We start from the raw sequence: 20,901 nt of genomic DNA, 5'->3' as shown, positions 1-20,901 counted from the left end.
TGCTCGGATAACGGGCTTCAGCTCAATCGCAAGCGAATGCAGAAGGCGAAGCCCAGGGGCGACACTGCCCAAGCGTGAAACTTCGACGGAGCTTTCGCAGTCGCGAACTCGCGTCGGTGCCCAACACCGCGGGCAGTTCGCATTCCCGCTAACTCTCCGCGGTGTGCCCAACCTCAGAGACTTCGAGCCCACCTCATTCGACGCATCAGCGTAAAACACCCAAGCCACCTAGCCACCAACAACGCCGCTCAGATTCACTTTGTGCCAAAACAGCCTCGGCCGATGAAGCCTAGGCGTCGAACTCCCGCATCGACCGAGCGGTCGAATTGGTTTGAATTGGTGAAATTGGACTCGTATACAAAGGGGAGCGAAGCGAACATTCGACGACAGGCCGATCCTAACGCAATGGAGGCTTTGGTCCAACGCTTTGTTACACAAACAGCGGAGCGAATCGTTTTTCACGGTCGCTGAAATCTGGCAAACGAAGTCGAGCATTGTTCCCAACACGGTGTTTAATCATGCGGGGCAAATGGTCGGATTACGCAGCCGCATTCACAGTGAATTGCATTGTTGTTGAGTTGTGAAGTACCACAAGATGGGCAATTCGGCAGTTTTCCGTCCACGATAGATTCTTCGAGGTGACGTTTCAGCAGCTTGTTGCGATAAATGATTAACGGACAAAAGAATACAGGACCGAGCACTACCGACGCTACGATCCAAACGACAGGACCAAGCAATGCAAAAAACATGCTTATCGCCAGGTAGGGAAACAGAAAGGCAAAAAGTGCAAAATAGAATTTCAATTCGCCAATCGCGCAAGTCACGAAGCGGCTTCGCTTGCGAAAAGGTATCGAGCGAATCAATCGCACAATATCTGGATCGTCGAGACGTGTCTTAAGCATGAAGTCAGTCTGGATAACTTGTTATTCGACACAAATTGTGGATAAGCAGGCTTTATCCACATGTGTGGATAATCCCCCAGATGATTGTAGCCGATTATCACTCCTTCGACGCTTCAGTGTAAAATAACCAAGCAGCTCAGCCACCAATAGTACCCATCTGGTCCACTATTCGCCAGAATAGCTTGGGCCGCTGAAGCCGAGGCGGGATAGCTCAGACTCCCATGAACTCGGTTAGCGCTTCCCGCTGACCCGGTAAGTCGCGGTGCACTATTCGTGTAATCTGACCATTATTGTCAACCTCTAGCACTTGCTCGCATCGGAACGTGTGGCTTTTTCCCTTTAGCGCAAAATGGTCAACAAAGGTAATGAGGGCAGTGCCATCAGGCATGTCCGAGACTGAGCTTTCGTAGTCAACCGAATCGAACTTCGAATCAGCGGTGTCTCCATTACCTTTGTAGGATGCAATAATTGCAGTCGGGCCGACATGGCTCTGCCCACGGCAAGAGTACTCGCATGCCTCAGACAGGAGCTCTTGGGCAGATTCATAATCCTCGCTATCGAGGGCTTGTGCAAATCTCTCGGCAATCTCGATGGCGTTCTTCATGGCTTGAACGTGATTCAGGTTAGATTCAGCTTTTTTCAATTCTTGCCGAAGTGCTTTCAGCAATGATGCACTCGTTTTAACAGTCTCTGAATGGTCCTAATTCTACACGCAACGCAACCTTCGCCGTGACACAATGCCCCACTTCTTGACCCGTCCAATTCCACTTCGGGTCTATTGAACGTAGTTCGGCGGGAGTCAACGGACCGTAGTCATCGTGGCCGATTCCGTGTCGACGGGGATCGCGGAAGTGTCATGACCTAACGCCCCTCACACTGTCGGCAGCCATTTCGCAATACCGTTGACGATCCCGTCGTTTGCTGGACCGTCGCAGAAACCGCAGAAACCCGCCAGGTCGCGCAGAGTGGTACTGTTCTTTCGTGCAGTAACGCAAGTTGCAGAAATCCGAAGTCGTGTTCGGGAGCCGCGTGATTTGCTGCGAAATGTTCGTGTTCCTCCCGGTTTTGTGCAAAGGGCGCGCGGTTCGCGGAACCGCGCAGGCGAATCAAATAGAAATCAATGGCGGCTTTTTAGGTAACCATCGTGATTAGGGCGGTATTGGTATGTGAGGAGAGGAGCGTTCTATACAGGCGAAGGCCCATTCTTGACGAAGCATGGCTGAATCTGCAGCTATGCGCAGGAGATTGTTTTGCTGATGAGATGTACTTCTTTTGCGATGATTGTATGCGCGCTGGTTGCTACTGCTGCGACTAGTGCCAAGGCTGCTTACGTGGATGTGACGACTGGTTACAGTTCGGTTGCTGGTGCTGAGTTAGAGCTCTCCGATGGTTCGCTCAACCCCAATAGCAATACGCCGGGGGCCAACGAAGATCCAGACAAAGCACTCGACGATGATTCTGGCACCAAGTATCTGAACTTCGCAGGTGCTGGTTTGAACGACGCCGGCGAACAGGCGAGTAACCCCACTGGTTTCGTAGTGGTTCTCGATTCGCCCGCTGCTATCGGTGGCGTTCAGTTCACCACGGCCAACGACTTTGCGAGTCGTGATCCCGGCGTGGTGCAAATCTTCGGTACCAATATGACCGGTACCGCTAGCGAGATTATCGACTTGGCAACCGCTGCCGATCTGACCGAAGTCTACTACGGTTCGACCGGTGTTCCCCAATTCGCTACGGTCAACGATGGCCGTTTCGAAACCACTCCCGCTCAGTTCTTCGCCGAAAGCGATGAGTACTCGGCCTACGTGGTGATCGTTCGCGACCTGGTTCGTTACCCCGGCAGCGCTCCCACGAACATGCAGTTCGCGGAAGTTTCGCTGCTGCAAGTTCCCGAGCCCAGCACCCTGGCCTTGGTTGGTCTGGCTGCGGTTGGTTTGATCGGATTCGTTGGCCGCAATCGCTAAGTAAGCGACGCGACGAAAGAAACACACAAACACACCAGTTGGTGCACGGTGCTGACTGGTGTGTTTTTTTAGATAGCTACAGCGTGTTCAATGTTGCCACTCCGGCTTGCTGTTGGTGAACCGCGGAATATCGGCCGCCACGCAAAGCTTCGGATGGACAACGTGCACTAGAGCAACGCTTGCAACAGCAGCGCAGCGGTTTCGGGCTGGTTGCTGGTAAGGAGGTTGCAAGCCGCCAGGATGGCTTGCTGTTGTTCTAGCGTGAAGGGTACTGCCGCTTGCGGTTCGAGCATCGAGGGCACCACTCGCCCAGCGATTGCTTCGAGCAAAGGGGCGGCCCCGTGGGGTTCGATGGCAGAGGTAAGGATTAGCTCGCTAGCGTGTTTGCAAAGTAGTTCCTGCGATTGATTAGTCAGGCGATCGCATTTGTTGGCCACCCGCACGGTTGGACGGTCGGCAAACCACTGGGCAAACTCGAAAGCGGGTGGTTGGTCGGCGAGCCACTGTTCGGCTTCGCCGACAAGCACTACCAGGTCGGCATTTGCCAACTCGGCCTGTGCTAGCTCGATGCCAGATTGTTCCACCCCATCGGTTGCCTGGCGCAAGCCTGCAGTATCCACCAAATCAACTGCCCAGCCTTCGATCGCGGTGCTGGCGGTGACCACATCGCGAGTGGTGCCGGGTGTATCGAACACGATCGCTCTCTGGTAACCCACCAGAGCGTTGATCAAGCTGCTCTTGCCAACGTTGGGAGGTCCGGTGAGCACCACGCGGGCAGGCGTGGTTAATATTCGCCCTACCTCCCAACGTTTGGCCAAGGTGCTCAGTTGCTGTTCGGCTTGGGAGTAATCTCCCCGCTCGATGGCCGCGATGGCCTGCTCCAACTCGGCGCGAAGCGCCCCGTTGTATTGATCGAGAAGCACGAGCGCGGCCCGTTCCGTCGCGCACAGGCCAAGTCGCTCGGCCGCTTGCGCGGCAATGCTGTCGCGAGCATGTTGTTGCTGCCATCCCGCGGAGTCCAAGCGAGCGACTCCCGACTCGACCAACGACTGCACGATGGCTCGACTGGCTGCAATGCCGCCATGGCATTGAATCTCGAGGCCGCTCTCGGTGCGGACGATCACCACTTCCTCGCCATCGTCGGCGGCCCAACGACCAAACGCGATGCGGCCGAGGGGAAGCTTGGCGAGTTGCCAGCCGCTCGCCGACCGAAACCAACGGGCGACTGCCGAGTCGGCTCCGGGGCCTTCGACCGCTAGCACCGCTACTGCACCGCGACCATCGGCGGTTAATAAACAAACAGTGGTGTCAGTAGCAGTCATGGTCGCTGGCATCGAGGGAAGGGGCAATCGCACAGCCTGCTATTGTACGAGATAGCTAGCCCGAGATTCTAACCCGCGCGGGGATGCGCCTTCTCGTACGCCGCCCGCAGGGTGCTGGTGGAGACATGCGTATAGATTTGCGTGGTCACCAGGCTCTTGTGCCCGAGTAGTTCCTGCACGCTGCGAATGTCGGCCCCGCGGTCGAGCAAGTGCGTCGCGAAGCTATGACGCAACGTGTGCGGCGAGGTCCGCCCGTCGAGCGAAGCGGTCGCGATGTGCTTCTCGAGCATTCGTCCCACGCTGCGAGTGGTAAGCCGAGTGCCGAAGCGATTGGTAAACACCGGCGCTTCTCGGCCCGACGCTTCGCGGGGGGATAGCTCGCGTACTGCGAGCCATTCTTCCAAGGCACCACGGGCGTAGCTACCGATAGGGGCCAAGCGTTCTTTGCGGCCTTTACCCCGAACGTGAACAATGCCTTGCTCGAAATCGATGTCGCCATCGTTCATGCCGACCAATTCGCTCACACGCAACCCAGCCGAGTAGAGCGTTTCGAGAATGGCCCGGTCGCGGATGCCTTGCTTCCCTTTCTTCGGGGGAGCTGCTAGCAAGCGACCGATTTCGTCGGTCGTCAGGAAGTGCGGCAGCTTGCGGCTCTTCCGCGGATTCCGCAGCGCGGTCGCAGGGTTCGACTGCGCCCAACCTTCTCGCTGGCCGAAGCGGAAGAAGCTCCGCACGGATGCCAATCGTCGAGCGATCGACGATTTGGCGAATCCTGCTTCGGCCAGCGCTGCCACGTAGCCACGTAGCTCGGCGGTGGTGATCGACGCGGGCTCGGGTGTTAGGCCCGCGTCGTCCGCCAGGTAATCGGCAAGGGAGATAAGATCTTCGCGATAAGCCTTCAGCGTGTGCGGGCTCGCATTGCGTTCCGCATCCAGGTGCCGAAGGAATTGAGCAATCTGACGGTGCATGGCATTCTATCGAAGGGGAAAGGGTGAGGGCGTTCGTGCGTCGAAGCGGGGTTTCGACGCGACCTGCCATTCGATCGCCGTTCCACTTGATCCCCCTCGAGCGCCTTACTCGTCGATATCGCTCGATTGAGGAATACTGAACCGCGAACGATTGCGGGCAGCACTTTCGTTACGAATCTTCTTGCCCAGCACGGCAGCGTCGTACCAGCTGAAGCTCAGTTCGGGATTCGCAGCGTGACGACCAAGGGTTCGCAAAGCTTCGGCTTGTTGCGAGTCGTCGAATAGAAAGATGTAACGTTCCTTGCCTTTGACGAGTGCAAGCACATTGATGTCGTCGTTCATCGTGGGGCCTCCATGCGGCGGGTATGCGGGGGGAGTGGATGCAGTGTGGCAGAGCAAGCGGTGCATTTAGTCGTACCGGCTCAAAGGGGAGTGCTTGCGTGAATCGAATCCGCGACCCAGTCAGCAACTCTTTCCTAATTGGATGCCACACGATGACCTATCGGCTATCGGACCAGCGTTCCACCACTCGCGTTTCAGTTGCACCACCACGCGCCGATAGCATTTCGTTGATGTGTAAGTGACAACAAAATCGGATGAAGTCGTCACTGCGTTCAAGGTATCCGCGCCATCCGCCGAAGCGTGCGTCGTCGCGAAAATCGAAATAAGCCTTAAGAGCGGTAGTGAATTCGGGGTCACTCCCCCGGAATATCCGAGTATGCGTCATCACCGGACCATCATGTGTCACACAAGTTGGTCGCACCGGCGATGGTCCGGGGGGGATGAACCCCCGCGGATCGGGCCATTCTGGTGGCAATGCGGGGACAAAATTATTTTCGGTGCCAGTAACGATTGCGCGAGGCGTAGTGGTTGCATCGCCTGCTTCGCTCGTTGGAACTTTGTAGGCTGCTTGCTGTTGAGGGCGCCAAGCGGCTGGCGATACTTTGATCGGTCGCTCGCTTACCGGAGGTTCCAAGGGATCGTCGGGATCGTCGTCTTCGATGTCGAAACCATTCGTCGGACTGTTGTAGTCGTCTGGTGGTGGAAGCGACTCATCCATTTGGTCGTCCAGTTTCATGGGAGTCGACCCGTAATCAGGCATGGGAGCCGACCCGAAATCAGAATCGTAAGGCTCGATCGCCATCCCTGGATCCTGTGGCATCAAAGGCAAGGCGTCGGTCGTTGGCAGTGTCGCTGGTTGAGGAGCAGTGGGGCAGACGGGCGATTGCGTCTTCATCTGTTCGCGGGCCAGGGCCATCTCGGCTTCGAACACCACTCCCTGCGGAATGTACTCCTCCTCCGGTGTGCCCCAAGGCAAACCGTAGCCAGCAGGAATCTCGTGGAAGCCAGGGTTCGCGGCGTACCACTCCACGCGCAAACCACATCGCGGCGGATAGTACGGCGAGTAGTCGGTGACCGCGCCGACCACGATCGCATCGGCACCAAGCTGCTGCGCCAGGCGGCGAATCTCGGCCGGATCCGACGTATTAATGCCGCTATCGATGATGGTCTGTTCCACGACACCAACGGGGATCACTTCGAACCCGGGAACCGCCTGAAGCTCGGCGTAGTACGCTTCGGCAAATTGCACGCCATCAACGGTGGGTTCGTTGCTGAGATTGAAAAACGGCAACACCGCCACCCGACTGAGCTGTGGAAAAGGATTGTGTACTACCGGCATCGTCGAAACCTCGGGCAGCAGAAGACTGCACCCGGGCGCGAGTCCGACCATCAGTAGAACGGCCGCGATTTGCTTGAGGGATTGCATCGACAAGTTGTTTTGAAGCCGGCAGCCCCCCTGCTAGCAACAATGGCCACCTGCGCGCAGGTATCGGCCTATTTCGCCATCGGCATAATCGCGCCAAACGCTTTAACCCATTTTGTGGCGAACACCTGCGACATGCTAGCAGTTCGTGACCTAAGTTTTCGTTGACCCGTTATGCACCTGCAGCGGGCGACCTTTTCGTAACGGTGGTGGGAACTCCAGAGGCTTCTGCTGGGAGTACCATTCGCCTGCTCTGCTAGCTTATCTTCTTCAAGGGACACGCCATATGCTGAAGTCGAACCATGCGCGCACTGTTTTGTTGGTAGCTCTGTTGGTTTTCTCAGTGACCGCAAGCAGCGCAATGGCTCGAGGGCGGGGCGGTGCAAGTCGTCCTGCTGGGCGTGCTGGCAGCAATCTTCCTTCGCCTAGCGGCAACATCGCTGATCGCAGTCCAAGTGTCGGCAGCCACCAGTTCAACGGTCGTACACCAACTGGCACCCGTAATTTGCCAACTCCTTCGACAAACGGTCGCGTGCCAACTGGCAACAAGGCCTTTGGTCAGGGGAACTTCAGCGGCCAGCAGCCGCAGAATGCACAGCAAGTGCAAGCGTTTCTCAACGGGCAGTCGTTGGGCGAGATGCAAGGCAACCTCAGTCAGCTCAATGGCAATCTCAGCCAGTTGAATCAGAATGCTCAGCAACTGAGTAGTCGCTCGCAACAGTGGAGCGATGCCGCGCAGAATTGGGACCCATCGAACCTGCAGTCGGCTGCCAGCAACTGGCAAAACGGTCCCGAGCCGTTCTCGCCAGCCTGGTATGCTGAGCATCCCAACGCTTGGCAGGCGACGCATCCCTACGCTAACGAGGCAGCAGCGGTGGCAACCGTGGCCTCGGTGGCTGCCTGGACCGCGTACGCGGCCTATCCCGCAAGTAGCTCGTCGACCGTCGTGATCGAAGGGGATACGGTGGTGTACGAGTCGTCGTCGGACGAACCGGCTCCGACAGGAGTGCCTGCAGACCAGCAAGAGTGGATGCCGCTTGGCACCTACGAAGTGGCCCCACAAGCGGGAGCCGCTGCGACGCGTCAGATGCAGCTAGCAGTCAGCCGCCAGTCGAACGTCGCTGGGGTGTACTTCGATCAGCTCACCGGCAGTACGCAAAACTTAACCGGCCAGCTCGACGCCCAGTCGCAGGTTGTCGTCTGGCAGGCTGAGAACAATCCCAGCGTGCAGTTCTCGGCAACCTTGCAAGATCTCACCAGCGACAAAGGAACGGTTCGCGTGAAGCAGGGCAATCAGGAATTCCACTGGGCGATGAATCGCAGCCCGTAGTTGCTGTTGACTACAGCAGCTTAGTGAAACACCCCATGCCGCGGTGCTTATTGACGACCGTTCCTCTTCGTCGCAGGCACCGCGGCTGTTTTATGCGCGATGCCTGCAACGATAGAGTTCGACCGTGAATCGCTTGCAGCGGGTTATTCACCCAGGGCGAAATTAGCTAATGCACCCATGAAGTTGGGTCGGGGCAGGGGAGGGATGACCCCGACGTTCTTCTGGGCTTGCTGATCGCGTCGCGTGAGCTGCGAATCGTCGCTGGCTGCCATGTTCGACAGGCGTTGGAAGCCAGCCAGGCGGTTGTGCGCGGCAGCCATCGCGGGATGCGTTGCCGCGGCGTGGCGCAGGTCGTCGATGCTGGTGTTCTTGTCGGTCGCCCGAGTGATCTGGCGAGCTTCGTCGTCCCACAGCCGACGGATCTGTTCGGCTTGGATCGGCGAGGCACCGTCGTGTACCAGCACCAGGTCGTCGCCAATCTGGCCGCGCAGTTCGGCAATTGCCGAACCAAGGCCTTGCCGCGTGGCGTGGTGCATCACCCGAATCTGCGGATAGCGGGCGGACAGCTCCATGGCCATGTCGTACGTGTCGTCGGTAGAGCCATCGTCCAGGATGAACAATCGCAAGCCCGTCGACAGTTCGGCAGCCACTTCTAGGACATTTCGCACATCGTGGTGAAGACTCGCTTCAGCGTTGTGCACCGGCAGTACAACCGTCAGATTTTTATTCACGGATCGATACTCCTGCCATGCTTACGAAAGGGGAGGGGAGGGCGAAAGCACGGCGGCGGGAAAGATAGGGAGGGCCAACACGCCAATCGTTCAGGGTTGCTTGACGTGCCTACCCTTACAGATCGGAAACGCTAGCGTGGTGCCACACCATTCGGCAAAAACGTCGGATTGATCGGCCCTTACCGCTCGCACCGATTTTGCAGGCCGAGCAGCTATTCGGCCCTGCAGCGAACAGATCAATTGACCGTGCCAAAGAGGGCCGTCGGCTAGTGGCAACTAGACCAGTCGGTTATGCTCGGGGGTGCAACTTACACCGCCAGTTTCAGGCAATAAGCAATGAGCGAACCCCTAGAACCCGACTTCGACAAGTGCGACGGCCTCGTGCCTGTGATCGTACAGGAGACCGGTACCGGCTTAGTGCTGATGATGGCCTACATGAACCAGCAGGCCTACGACGAAACCCGCACCACGGGTCGGGCGGTTTATTACAGCCGCAGCCGGCAGTCGCTATGGCGCAAAGGGGAAACCAGTGGCAACGTGCAACTCGTCAAGCGGATCGCGATCGACTGCGATCGCGACACGCTGCTGATCGAAGTCGATCAGCAGGGAGGAGCTGCTTGCCACGAAGGATATCCATCGTGTTTCTTTCGCGAGATCACGCCCGACGGCCCCAAAATCGTCGGCGAGCGGGTGTTTGACCCTCGCGATGTTTACGGCAAACAATAACAGGACCGACTACCATGAGCTTTCAGGCTACTTTCGAATCGTTGAATCTCGAACTGCCACCTGCCCCCAAGGCCATCGGGTTGTATAAGCCTGTGATCGTGGTCGGCGATCTGGCCTACACTTCCGGGCATGGACCGCTACAGGCCGATAAAACGCTGATCACCGGCAAGGTGGGCGACACGATGACCGCGGAAGAAGGCTATGCCGCAGCCCATCAAACCGGGCTGGCGACGCTAGCGACCCTTATCGAGAACTTTGGCTCGCTCGATCGAATCGTACGGCTCGTTAAGACCTTCGGCCTGGTGAACGCGACTCCCGACTTCACCGATCATCCTGCGGTGATCAACGGCTTCAGCCAGCTGATGAAGAACGTGTTCGGCGACGACGCAGGCATTGCTGCCCGCAGCGCGGTTGGCGCCGGGTCGCTTCCGGTCGGCATGTCGGTAGAAGTGGAAGCGGTGTTCCAGATCAAGCCGTAACGCCAGTTCGCGCGGCACGCGTTAGATCTTTACGCAGACTTCTGGCACGTCCATTTCCATGGCCGGTACCAGCTCGCAGCTGGTGCCATCGTGGTGCACCGTGCAGCTTTCGCCTAGGTTCTTGGCTTCTGTGAGAGCCTCGCCCAGGCGTTGTTGCACCACTTCGCTGTCGATGGCTCCAGCCGCTTGCACGATCGCACAACGGGCGATCCCGCGGGTTTCCTGGCCATTGTGGTGGAACGTCGCCGCGGCGATGCGTTGCCGGACCCGTTCGCAGCGTTCGTCGGCCGTTTTCTGGTCGTCGCCAGGCAGGTAGAGCAAGAACCGACTTTCGTCGTCGATCGCCATGGTTTGCCCCAGGGCGAGTTCGCCGGCCACGATGCTTTCGAGCCCGGTGAGCATCCGCTTGATGTGTTCGCCTTTGCCACCTGTTTCGTCGAGTACGTCGATGGCACCCACTTGTAGCAGGGTAGCGGGGCCATCTTCGGAGATCGAGCGATCGATTTGATCGAGTAGCTGGTCGAGTGTTCCCAGCGAACTGGGGATGGTGGAATCGCTCTCCATCACCTCGGCTACGAGGTCATCGGTGTTTAGATCACTAAGATCTAGCGATTCTTCCGCGGACTCTTCTACCGGCTCCTCCGATAGACCTTCGGCAAGGTCTTCGGCAAGTTCCTCAGCAGAGTCTTCCGCACCCTTGGGTTCGGGGATGGCTTCTTCGACCTCTTCGGCCGAGTGAGCTAGCTGGTCGGTGGTATCCAGCAGCTTCTGGCGTACCTTCTCGTTATCTTCCTCGGCCAGGATGTCGTCGATATCATCGTTTGCCTGTTTGACTTCGGCCGACTGTTTAACCAGCGTTTCTTGCAGGTGTTGCTCTTCTTCGGTCACCGTGTCGGGATCGGCCTCGTTGAACTCGTCCATCGCTTCGGAGGCTTTGTCCAGGTAATCGTTATTGGCCTGTTTCAACTCGTTCGCGCACTCGTCCATTTCCGAGCGATCGTCGTCGATCGAATTCAGCTTTTCGCTGACTGAATCGAGCTTCGACTTAAACGCTTCGAGACCCTGGAGGATGTTCGCAAAGTTGTTTTGCTCCTCCTCTTCCACCTCGTCGGCGGGGTCGCTGGCCTCTTCCTCCGACTCACTTTCGAGAGTCGCTTCGTCCTCTTCTTCCGAGTCTTCCGTTGCCGATAACAGCGGTTCCGGCTCAGTCGGAGGAGCCAGCAGCGGCTCGTCTTCTTCCAATTCGGACTGATCCTGCTCGTCGTCGGCCGATTCGTTATTCAGATTCAGCCCAATGAGGTCTTCCTCTTCACCCGACTTCCGCGCATTCCGCGGCGTGATGCCCGGCATCACACCCACATAGACCCCCAACGCGTACCCCAGGCACAGGTTGAATGAGGCTATGAATGCGATGTAAGCGGCCATGGTGGGCATCTAACAGAAGGATGAAACGAGCCATTGGATATAGAGCAACACAACACTGCACATTGCGGCTCTATGAATTCTTTAGCTCATCCTTCGGTTGCTTAGGCTAGCCTTCAAGGCGAGTTGCACACGTCCGTAGCGAGTTTCGTGGATTGTGCCGATTCGGCCGGTTGCGTGGATGCTAGCGAGCTTGCAGCGATTTCAGCGCCTGGAGCAATTCGGGCGAGACGCGACCGAGCTGAATCACCTCGCTGTCGCCACTGCCATCGCGAGGGTGCACTACCAGTACCACCTCGGAGTCGACCGCCCGCTTGGCGATTTCCTGAAGACCTGCTTGCTCGCGAGGGGGAAGATTGCGAGCGATATCAAGCGTATTCGATGCCGGAAGTGTTGCCGGTGCTACGGTCGAGGGATTGCCTATCGTGTTGTTCAGCGCTGGCATCGCAGGCGTCTGAGTCGGAAATTCCGAGTCCGTTAGACCCTGTCCACGCACGATCGGGTTTTCTCGTTCCGGCAGCGTCGCCATGCCGCGCGACAGCGGTGGGGTGGCAGCAAGGGCGGCAGGCTGGGCAGGAGTCGTCGGGCCACCACGGTAGATGTCCTGGAAACCAAGCTTGTCGAGTTCGGCGTGCACCGAGGCCAACGCCGAGTACAGCCCTTCGTCACCTTCGTTGTCGGCGGCAAAGCAAATGCCGACGAGTTTGCCTTCGCGATTGAACAAGCCACCGCCGCTGCGTCCTTGAACGGGAGCACCAGCCGCTTCGATGTTGGGAGGTCCATGATAACGGTCGAGCGCGGTAATGTGCGAATCGCGGATCGTGGGATCGGCTCCACGGTCGCAGCCAACGCTCCACACCCGGTCGTTAACCCGCTCGCCAAAGTGGTCGGCCACCTGGCTCACGGCCACGGGGCCATTGGGGCGGAACGTCACCAGGCCGATGTCGCTCTTCAGGTCGTACTGCAGTAGTTGGCCGCGAACGCGGTCGGTCACTTGCAGTCCCGCAGGGCCGACCGTGAATCGTTCGATCGTGATCTGTCCCTGTTCCGCTTCACCACGGAACAAGTGACCGCAGGTCACAATCAGGGCGTCCCCCTGGCGGGTGTCGATGATGGTACCGGTGCCGTACGACTTGCCAGTGGAGTCTTCCACGGTAATGCGAACCGACGATTCAATCAGGTTCTTGGCGAACGCATCCCCTTGAGCAGGGGGCACACTGGCTAGGGCAGGGGGAGTAATCGACGGCAGCGAAGGGGCAGGGCCACTTGCAGCATTAAGAGTCCGTGCAGCCGTGGACGAAACCGAAGTGATGCCGGCTCGACTGAACATCTGACGTACGATTTGTTCGTTTCCACCAACCTGGCGAAACAGCTCTTGGCCATCTTTCACCATCACCAGACACGGAATTTGCGTGACCCGAAACTTCTGGGTCAACGCCGGGTGCATGTCGGTATCGATCGCACGAATCGGGTAATCCTGCTGAATCAATCGCTGAATCACCGGCTTCAGTTGCTGGCAAGGGCCGCAATGCTGGCTGGAAAATACGTACAGCTCGGTTTGGGCTGTAGAAGATTGGGTCGCGAAGGCTGCAAACAGTGTAGTAAGTGCAGCGAAAGTGAGTGCGCGAAAGATGGAATGAGACTGTGACATCGGTTCCCTCCTTGGAATCCGTGTTTTGCATCGCCTACCGCCCGGGGTCCGCCGTGGTGGCCAGCAGAGTCGTGGGTCGCTTCCTGCGACCGGTGCTCTCACTGATGGGAGTGGGTGGAACTAGTTGGTTCAACGGGACTTTGGGAAAGGGCCCTGCCCCGTCGGCTCGGCAATGTCTACAACTTGAGCAAATCTTACAAGATCAGCTTCTTTTGCTGACGCTAGCACCCACAAGGTGCTAGCTGGCCAAAACCTCGGGCGAACCAGTCTGCGGGGGCAAATGTCCCTGCTATGTCGGGCACCCGAAAATCGGATATTCCCGAAAAAGCACATTGCGTGCCAATCGTAGCGGCCGCGGTGCAGGTCCGCCTCGTCGCCCGGCGGCAATCGGGTTACAATCGCGGCAATCACCAGCCCTTTCGGCCGCATCCTCCAGCCCCTCACGAATTCTAGTGCGTCGCATCCTTGTTACCTCCGCCCTGCCCTACGCCAATGGCCCGATCCACATCGGCCATCTGGTGGAGTATCTGCAAACCGACATTTGGGTCCGGTTCCAGAAGCTCATGGGCAATGAGTGCCGATATTTCTGTGCCGACGATACCCACGGCACAGCAATCATGATTTCGGCCAAGCGGGCCGGCGTGACCGAGGAGCAATTCATCGAGCGCGTGAGTGCTGAGCATCAGCAGGACTTCGCCGGCTTCGACATTCAATTCGATAACTACGGCAGCACGCACTCCGACGAGAATCGGGCGCTGTGCGAGGAGATCTGGGCGGCTATTGCTAGGGAGGACCTGCTGGTAGAGCAAGAAGTTGAGCAGCCTTATGATTCGGTAGAAGAGACATTTCTCGCCGACCGCCTAATTATTGGTACTTGCCCGAATTGTGGTGCACCTCAGCAATATGGCGACCATTGCGAGAAATGCTTATCTAACTACCAACCGACAGAGTTGATTGATGGTAGAAGCTCGCTTTCTGGTACCACCCCAGAACTCCGTGCAGCTCCGCACAAGTTTGTGCAACTTGAAAAGCTGCGACCCTTCCTGGAGGAATGGGTCGACAATGGTCAGGCATTGCAAGAGGAAATTGCCAATTACTTAAAAGGCCATTTCCTCTATGCCAAAGACAAGGAAGGGAATATCAAGCCACTGCGAGACTGGGACGTTACTCGGCCACACAAGTACTTTGGCTTCGAAATTCCAGGCTTCGAGAAAAACTACTGGTACGTGTGGTTCGATGCTCCCATCGGCTACATGGCGTCGACGAAACAATGGTGCGACAAGCATGGCGAGGACTTCGACCGATGGTGGCGCTCCGACCAGTGCGAGGTGCACCACTTCATCGGCAAGGACATCACGTACTTCCATACGCTGTTCTGGCCAGGCATGCTCAAGACGGCCGGCTTCTCGCTGCCGACTAAGGTGCACATTCATGGGTTCCTGACCGTCAACGGCGAGAAGATGAGCAAGAGCCGCGGCACTTTCGTCGCAGCCAGCACTTACCTGAAACACCTCGACCCCGCCTACCTGCGGTACTTCTACGCCTCGAAACTTTCGAGCAAGGTCGACGATATCGATCTGTCGATCGAGGAGTTCATCGCCAAGGTGAATACCGACCTGGTCGGCAAAGTGGTGAATCTGGCCAGCCGGAGCGCGAAGTTCGTCGCATCTACCGGGTTGTCGTCCAAATATCCCGACGACGGCGGCTTGCTCGCCGCCGGGGCAGCGGCCGGCAAGGAAATTGCCGAAGCCTACGAAGCCTGCGACTACAGCAAAGCCATGCGGTTGATCATGGCGTTGGCCGACCGGGCGAATCCGTTTGTCGAAGAGAACAAGCCGTGGGAGCTACGCAAAGATGAATCGCAAGCCGAGCGTTTGCAGGATGTCTGCACCGTAGCACTCAACCTGTTTCGCCAGTTAGCCATCTACCTGGCACCCGTGTTGCCTAAGCTTGCCGAGCAAGCTGGCGAGCTGCTGAACGATCCGATTGTTAGCTGGGATCAGGCCCAGGAGCCGTTGGTGGGTACCGCGGTCAACAAATTCAAGCACATGCTCCAGCGAGTAGAAGAAGCAAAGGTAAATGCAATGATTGAAGAGAGTAAACCCGAAGAGACCACCGACGAAACCGCAGAAGGCACCTTTGTCGACAAGTGGAACGATCCCGGCGACTCGCTCGAAGCCGAGCCGCTAGCCGAAGAGTGCACGTTCGACGAATTCTTGAAGGTGGACCTGCGTGTCGCTCGTGTCGTGTCGGCCGAGCAAGTGCCCGAAGCTCGCAAGCTGCTGAAGCTCAAGCTCTCGCTTGGTGGGGGAACCTACAAGCAAGTGTTCGCCGGCATCAAAGCGGCTTACGATCCCGAGAAGTTGGTCGGTCGCCTGGTGGTGTGTGTCGCCAACCTGGCGCCGCGGACCATGAAGTTTGGCGTTAGCGAAGGCATGGTGGTTGCCAGCGGCCCCGGCGGCGAGGAAGTGTTTGTGCTGTCTCCCGATGAAGGTGCCAAGGTCGGCCAGCGGGTTCACTAACCGTGGATGGCGAAGTTTCAAGCGACGCGAGTCGTTCGTCGCTGGCTAGCGGTGCGTCGGTAGCTAGCGAGAACGTCTCCTACACGTCTGGTGTTGTCCTGGCGATTCTGGGGACCTTTCTCTTCGCGCTCAAAAGCATCCTGATCAAGTTTGCTTTTGCCGCGGGGATGAATCCCACGCAGTTAATCTTCCTGCGGATGACGATGGCGGTGCCGTTTTATATCACGGTGCTGCTGGTCGATGCGCGGTGGGGCAATCACCAATCGCACGAGAGCCTCCGCCCCCGCACCATCGCCCGCGCGATGCTGCTGGGGCTGTTTGGCTATTACCTGGCGTCGTACCTCGACATCTGTGGGTTGGCCTATATCTCGGCGCAGCTCGAGCGGCTGACGCTGTTCACTTACCCCACGATGGTCGCGCTACTAGCCTGGATGTTTCTCGGCGAGCAGATCACTCCCCGCATTCTCATGGCGATCGGCCTGAGCTACGCAGGTATCTGGCTGATTTACGGGCAAGAGCGTTCGCATGCCGAAGGCTCGAACGTCGGCATCGGCGTGATGCTCGTGCTTGGTTCGGCGCTCAGTTACTCGCTATATTTGCTGTTCTCCAAACCTTTGATGCAGCGCATCGGAAGTCGGCGGTTCACGAGCCTGGCGATGATTGGCTCGGCCATCTTTATCGGTTTGCACTTTGTGATGACCGAGTCGTTTGTCAACCTGGTGCAGCTACCAGGCGTGGTGTTCGTGTACGGTTTCGCTCTGGCTTTCGTTTGCACGGTGATCCCGAGCTACATGATTAACGAAGCCATTGTTCGCATCGGAGCTACACGTACCACGGTGATCGGCACCGTGGGACCAGTGCTGACCATTCTGCTCGCCGTGGTGCTACTGGCCGAACCGACTTCCATCTACCACTTCGCCGGCGTGGTGCTGGCCATCATCGGGGTGAGTTTAGTCTCGGTGAAATAGAGCGGAGATCCCCACCGAGATTACTCGTCGCGGAATCGGCGGCGGTATTCGGTTGCGGTCGCGTTGTGATGCTTGCGGAACACTTCGCAGAAGTACTTCGCTTCGGCAAAGCCCGCTCGTTCGGCGATGGTCGCGATGGGGTACTCGGTCTCGGTCAACAGTAATCGAGCGCGGCTAAGCTTCACCCGCGTGATCTCCGCCTTGATGGTTCGGCCCAAGGTCTTCTTGAAGCGGCGCTCAAGTGTGCTCGGCGCCTTGGCAGCCCGCGACACCACCTGGCTGGCGCGAATGCCTTCGGTCGCGTGCTCACGAATGTATCGCAGCGCGGCGGCGACATCCTCGTCGTCGATCGCCAGCATTTCGGTTGATCGTCGGGCGGCAATTCCACGTGGAGGACCAAGCGTCGTTACCTGGCGTTCGGGTTGTTCTCCTTGCATCATGCGGCCCAAGAGTTCGGCAGCAGCAAACCCGATGCGGCTGGGATTCACGTCGATGCTCGACAGCGGCGGCGTACATATGTTGCACAGGTAGGGATCGTTATCCACGCTGATCACGGCCACTTCGTCGGGCACCGAGAGATTCGCCCGTCGGCAGGCGTCGAGCAGCTGCTGCCCACGATCGTCGTGGCACGTCATGATGCCGACCGGCTTTGGCAGATTGCGAAGCCAGCGAGCCATGTCCTGCTGTTGTTCTTCCCAGGTGGCCGCGTGCTGCTTGCTTTGCGCGCCGAGCCAAACATCGCAAGCTTGCCCCCCCTGCTCTACCAGTTCCACAAACCAATCGCAGCGGTTGTCCTGGTTGGGGTTCTCACCGCGAGGCGTGCCACAGAAGGCAAAGCTCCGCAGGCCAAGGTTCCGCAGGTGTTCGTATCCCAACTGGGCGACCGGACGGTTGTCGACACCGATGAACGGGATCGAAAGATCGGGCAGCGCCCCGCGGACATCGACCGCTGGAATGCCGGTTGCCAAGATCTTCTCGGCGGTCTCGCGACTGTTGATCCGCGCGAGGATGCCATGCCCTTTCCAGTCCGACAACCAGTCGGGCGGTGGATCGTCGAGCCCGTGCGGCTCGAAGTAAATGGACCAGGGACCATACTCCTGCTGGTACCGAGCGACTCCCCTTAAAAGCCCACGGGCGTATTCACGCGAGGTCTCGACTAGCAGCGCTACGTGAGGTATTTCCGGCATGGGATTCGGCAAATGGCTAACGGAGTGACAAAAACACGGAGTCTCAATCGAAGAAACTTGGAAGACGTGTGATTTATTGTCCTAGGATACCGAAAATACGTCACCCGGGGCAAACTTATTCTCGGTGTTCGATTCCGGTTATGCGACACATCAGTTCCAGGAATTCGATTGCGCGTACCTGGGTTAGAAGGCGTGAAAGTGAGCTACTTGTAGCGACTTACTCGCATTGTTGGGCAACGCGAACGAAGTTCACTAAACTATTCAGGCGACACATCGGTAGGTTTCGCTTCCCTTCCACCCCTCGACGAAAGTACTGAAGATGCCTCGCAAATCCGCTGCAGATTTCGATCAGGACGTTCTCAACCTCTACGACGACTACGCCCATGGCCGCCTGACTCGACGCGATTACATTGCCCGGCTCAGTGCGTTTGCAGTCGGCGGGCTGACGGTCGAAGCGTTGCTCGAAAGCTTGTCGCCGAACTACGCCTGGGCGGAGCAGATTGCTCCCGACGACAAACGGATCACCACCGAGCGCGTCACGTACGAGTCGCCCGATGGGGGCAAAGAGATTAGTGGGCTGCTGGCTTACCCGAGCGATGGCAAGGAGTTCCCCGCGGTGCTGGTAGTGCACGAGAACCGTGGACTCAATCCTTACATCGAAGACGTTGCGCGGCGGTTGGCTGTCGAAGGATACCTGGCGTTCGCTCCCGATGCATTGACTCCGCTGGGAGGCTACCCCGGCAACGACGACGAAGGTCGCAAGTTACAGTCGCAACGCGACGGCGAAGAAATGCTGCAGGACTTCATGGCCGCGGCAAAGTGGCTGGATGCCAACGAAAAGTCGACCGGCAAGGTAGGAGTCGTTGGCTTCTGCTATGGTGGCGGCGTCGTCTACCAGCTGTCGGTTCGCATCCCCGACGTCATCGATGCAGGCGTTCCCTTTTATGGTCGCCAGCCCGACTCGGACGACATTGCAAAGATCAAAGCCCCGCTGCTGATTCACAATGCAGAGAACGACCGGCGAATTCTCGCAGGCGCGGCGGATTTTGAGAAGGAAATGAAGTCACAAGACAAAACGTTTACGTCGTTTGTATATCCCAAAGTCAATCATGGGTTCCACAACGATACGACTCCCCGTTACGACGAAGCAGCGGCTAAGCTTGCTTGGAAGCGAACCGTAGAGTTCTTCAACAAGCATCTGAAATAGCAACAGGCCAGCAAACGCTGGATGCTCGCCACCACAAAAAACAGAAAGCCGCGATTCAAGTCGAATCGCGGCTTTCCTTTGCTATGTTACGAGAGCAACGAAGGGGTTACTTCCGTCCGGCAGTCACTTCGGTCCAGCGATCGCTGCGGAACGACGATGCCGGTAGTCCTGCTTTGTTCATCAGGTTTGGCTCAGCGGTGTCGCTCCAAGCAAAACGAACCGCAACGGGAGCGGGCACGTCGGGCGAGGTGACAACCACCGTGTCGCCTTCGATGCGGGCTTCGGCTGGATGGAACTCGCGATCGCTTCCGGCCAGGCTAAACCAGGTGAGTGGTTCCCCATCTCGCGAGGCGAGGCCACCGTCGACGTGATCGAAATGCACCCGCGCTTCGTTGCCATCGATTTCGGTGTAGCTGTAGAGCGGGCCACTGTAAACAAGGTCTTCTTTCCCGTACGTGTTGGCCAACGCCCAGGCGGCCAGACGCTCGCCGACATCCACTTTGTTGCGGGGATGAATGTCGCTTACGTTGCCGATGTCGTTGGTGACAGCCATGCCGGTGTTCGGCACGTCGAGAGTCATGGTTTGAGCTTCTTGCAGCTCGGGGAACGCGGTGGAATTGCCACCATAGTTATAGGGTGCCAACTGCACGAAGTAGAACGGGAAATCGCCTTGGCCCCAACGAGTGCGCCAGTCGCGAATCATGGTGGGGAACAACTTGCGATACTGCACCGCGCGGGAAACGTTCGATTCGCCTTGATACCAGATGGCACCACGAATGCCGTAGGGAATGAAGGGATGAATCATCTTGTTGTACATGCCGGTGCCGTTCTTCAGGTTCTCTTCCGAACGCTTCAGGATATCCGAGTAGTCGGGGTCGCTCTCGAGCGCTTCGCGACTGGTCCAGGCTTCGCACAACGAACCGCCCCACGAAGTGTGGATCAATCCCACTGGCACATCGAGTTCCTTGTGAAGCTCGCGGCCAAAGTAGAAGGCCACGGCCGAGAAGTTGGGAACGCTCTCTGGGGTGCAAGCGACCCATTTGGCATCGCATGTTTCCTCGGGGGTCGCACTCATCGCCAGGGGAACTTGCATCAACCGAAGCGAATGGAAATTAGCCGAAGCAATTGCTTCTTCCCCGCTGTTGGTGGTCTTCACATTCCAGTGCATGTTCGACTGGCCGCTGCAGACCCACACCTCTCCGATGAGGACATCGGAGATTTCGACAGTCTGCTCACCGCTGGTGCAGGTGAGTTTCACGGGACCACCAGCAGACTGAGGGGGAAGCTTCACCATCCAACGACCTTCACTATCGGCCTTGGCGGTTACCGCGTCGTTGTCGCCAAGTTGCACGCTTACTTCGCTGTCGGCAGTCGCGTGACCCCAAACCGGGATTTGGCGGTCTCGCTGCAACACCATGTGGTCGCTGAAAACATCGGCCACGAGCGAGGCCGGTTCTTGGGCCATCGCTATTTGCGAGGCAAACAGTGTGACGAGGATCGTCAGCACTGCGAGCCTCAACGCACGCAAACCAGTTACCATTTCAAACTCCGCGAATGAATGTTTAAGAGTGGGGCCGCCGACAACTGGTTAACATCGCCTGTTGAACGTTTAGTGTCGGCCCCTCGCAGGTGGGTCGTTCTTGCCGAATGCTAATGCCGGGATTGGCCGTTTTCAAGCTTTTCGGGAAGGGTGTCGGATAAACGAGAAGTACCGCAGCGGAAAAGCGGAGATTCTGCGACCGAATGTCGCAGGAGCA

At 57.8% G+C, this 20,901-nt stretch carries 18 protein-coding genes; 7 read left to right on the top strand and 11 right to left on the bottom strand.

Annotated features, from left to right (window positions below; genetic code table 11):
- Window positions 1-512 precede the first annotated feature (512 nt).
- On the bottom strand, window positions 513-902 hold the full coding sequence (locus Pan181_RS23765; protein WP_145251117.1) for a hypothetical protein: 390 nt from the start codon (window positions 900-902) through the stop codon (window positions 513-515).
- 211 nt (window positions 903-1,113) lie between these two features.
- Complete coding sequence (locus Pan181_RS23760) at window positions 1,114-1,569, bottom strand: nuclear transport factor 2-like protein (RefSeq protein ID WP_145251114.1); 456 nt, start codon at window positions 1,567-1,569, stop codon at window positions 1,114-1,116.
- 610 nt (window positions 1,570-2,179) lie between these two features.
- On the opposite strand from Pan181_RS23760, the gene Pan181_RS23755 reads away from it, so the two are divergent.
- On the top strand, window positions 2,180-2,866 hold the full coding sequence (locus Pan181_RS23755; protein ID WP_197528645.1) for a PEP-CTERM sorting domain-containing protein: 687 nt from the start codon (window positions 2,180-2,182) through the stop codon (window positions 2,864-2,866).
- A gap of 167 nt (window positions 2,867-3,033) precedes the next feature.
- Here the strand turns inward: Pan181_RS23755 and Pan181_RS23750 are convergent, their stop codons facing one another.
- The 4 genes from Pan181_RS23750 to Pan181_RS23735 form a co-directional block, all read right to left on the bottom strand.
- Complete coding sequence (locus tag Pan181_RS23750; protein ID WP_145251109.1) at window positions 3,034-4,188, bottom strand: GTPase; 1,155 nt, start codon at window positions 4,186-4,188, stop codon at window positions 3,034-3,036.
- A 68-nt stretch (window positions 4,189-4,256) separates the two neighbouring features.
- The gene (gene xerC / locus Pan181_RS23745) at window positions 4,257-5,156 is read right to left on the bottom strand and encodes a tyrosine recombinase XerC (protein ID WP_145251106.1); all 900 of its coding nucleotides are present in this window, start codon (window positions 5,154-5,156) and stop codon (window positions 4,257-4,259) included.
- A 105-nt stretch (window positions 5,157-5,261) separates the two neighbouring features.
- Entirely contained in the window at window positions 5,262-5,498 is a 237-nt protein-coding gene (locus Pan181_RS23740; RefSeq protein ID WP_145251103.1) for a hypothetical protein, read from the bottom strand.
- Between the two features lie 157 nt (window positions 5,499-5,655).
- A complete protein-coding gene (locus tag Pan181_RS23735) occupies window positions 5,656-6,837 on the bottom strand; it encodes a hypothetical protein (RefSeq protein ID WP_197528644.1) in 1,182 nt (393 codons plus the stop codon).
- Window positions 6,838-7,282: 445 nt separating this feature from the next.
- Between Pan181_RS23735 and Pan181_RS23730 the strand changes: the two genes are divergently transcribed.
- Window positions 7,283-8,251, top strand: a complete 969-nt coding sequence (locus Pan181_RS23730; protein WP_197528643.1) for a hypothetical protein — start codon at window positions 7,283-7,285, stop codon at window positions 8,249-8,251.
- 143 nt (window positions 8,252-8,394) lie between these two features.
- Here Pan181_RS23730 and Pan181_RS23725 read toward each other — a convergent pair whose 3' ends face one another.
- A complete protein-coding gene (locus tag Pan181_RS23725; protein ID WP_145251094.1) occupies window positions 8,395-8,982 on the bottom strand; it encodes a glycosyltransferase family 2 protein in 588 nt (195 codons plus the stop codon).
- Window positions 8,983-9,318: 336 nt separating this feature from the next.
- Between Pan181_RS23725 and hisI the strand changes: the two genes are divergently transcribed.
- Together hisI and Pan181_RS23715 are read left to right on the top strand one after the other, a co-directional pair.
- Window positions 9,319-9,708 (top strand): phosphoribosyl-AMP cyclohydrolase, encoded by a 390-nt coding sequence (gene hisI / locus Pan181_RS23720; protein ID WP_145251091.1) that lies wholly within the window; start codon window positions 9,319-9,321, stop codon window positions 9,706-9,708.
- A 14-nt stretch (window positions 9,709-9,722) separates the two neighbouring features.
- A complete protein-coding gene (locus Pan181_RS23715) occupies window positions 9,723-10,187 on the top strand; it encodes a RidA family protein (protein ID WP_145251088.1) in 465 nt (154 codons plus the stop codon).
- Window positions 10,188-10,208: 21 nt separating this feature from the next.
- On the opposite strand, the gene Pan181_RS23710 is transcribed toward Pan181_RS23715, so the two are convergent.
- Window positions 10,209-11,612, bottom strand: coding sequence for a hypothetical protein (locus Pan181_RS23710; RefSeq protein ID WP_145251085.1), 1,404 nt, complete (start codon window positions 11,610-11,612; stop codon window positions 10,209-10,211).
- Window positions 11,613-11,793: 181 nt separating this feature from the next.
- Window positions 11,794-13,260, bottom strand: coding sequence for a trypsin-like peptidase domain-containing protein (locus tag Pan181_RS23705; protein WP_145251082.1), 1,467 nt, complete (start codon window positions 13,258-13,260; stop codon window positions 11,794-11,796).
- Window positions 13,261-13,706: 446 nt separating this feature from the next.
- On the opposite strand from Pan181_RS23705, the gene metG reads away from it, so the two are divergent.
- The gene (metG, locus tag Pan181_RS23700) at window positions 13,707-15,782 is read left to right on the top strand and encodes a methionine--tRNA ligase (RefSeq protein WP_145252434.1); all 2,076 of its coding nucleotides are present in this window, start codon (window positions 13,707-13,709) and stop codon (window positions 15,780-15,782) included.
- Window positions 15,783-15,784: 2 nt separating this feature from the next.
- On the top strand, window positions 15,785-16,750 hold the full coding sequence (locus Pan181_RS23695; RefSeq protein ID WP_145251079.1) for a DMT family transporter: 966 nt from the start codon (window positions 15,785-15,787) through the stop codon (window positions 16,748-16,750).
- A gap of 20 nt (window positions 16,751-16,770) precedes the next feature.
- Here the strand turns inward: Pan181_RS23695 and Pan181_RS23690 are convergent, their stop codons facing one another.
- Window positions 16,771-17,937 (bottom strand): AraC family transcriptional regulator, encoded by a 1,167-nt coding sequence (locus tag Pan181_RS23690; protein ID WP_145251076.1) that lies wholly within the window; start codon window positions 17,935-17,937, stop codon window positions 16,771-16,773.
- A 319-nt stretch (window positions 17,938-18,256) separates the two neighbouring features.
- On the opposite strand from Pan181_RS23690, the gene Pan181_RS23685 reads away from it, so the two are divergent.
- The gene (locus Pan181_RS23685; protein ID WP_145251073.1) at window positions 18,257-19,144 is read left to right on the top strand and encodes a dienelactone hydrolase family protein; all 888 of its coding nucleotides are present in this window, start codon (window positions 18,257-18,259) and stop codon (window positions 19,142-19,144) included.
- Between the two features lie 106 nt (window positions 19,145-19,250).
- Here Pan181_RS23685 and Pan181_RS23680 read toward each other — a convergent pair whose 3' ends face one another.
- Window positions 19,251-20,684 carry a sialate O-acetylesterase gene (locus Pan181_RS23680; protein ID WP_145251071.1) on the bottom strand — a complete coding sequence of 478 codons (1,434 nt, stop codon included), beginning with the start codon at window positions 20,682-20,684 and terminating at the stop codon, window positions 19,251-19,253.
- Between the last annotated feature and the right edge of the window lie 217 nt (window positions 20,685-20,901).

The sequence above is a fragment of the Aeoliella mucimassa genome, from assembly GCF_007748035.1.
Taxonomy (GTDB): Bacteria; Planctomycetota; Planctomycetia; order Pirellulales; family Lacipirellulaceae; genus Aeoliella; species Aeoliella mucimassa.
The sequence above is the reverse complement of the archived record's forward strand: the minus strand, read 5'-3'. Positions and strand labels throughout refer to the sequence as shown.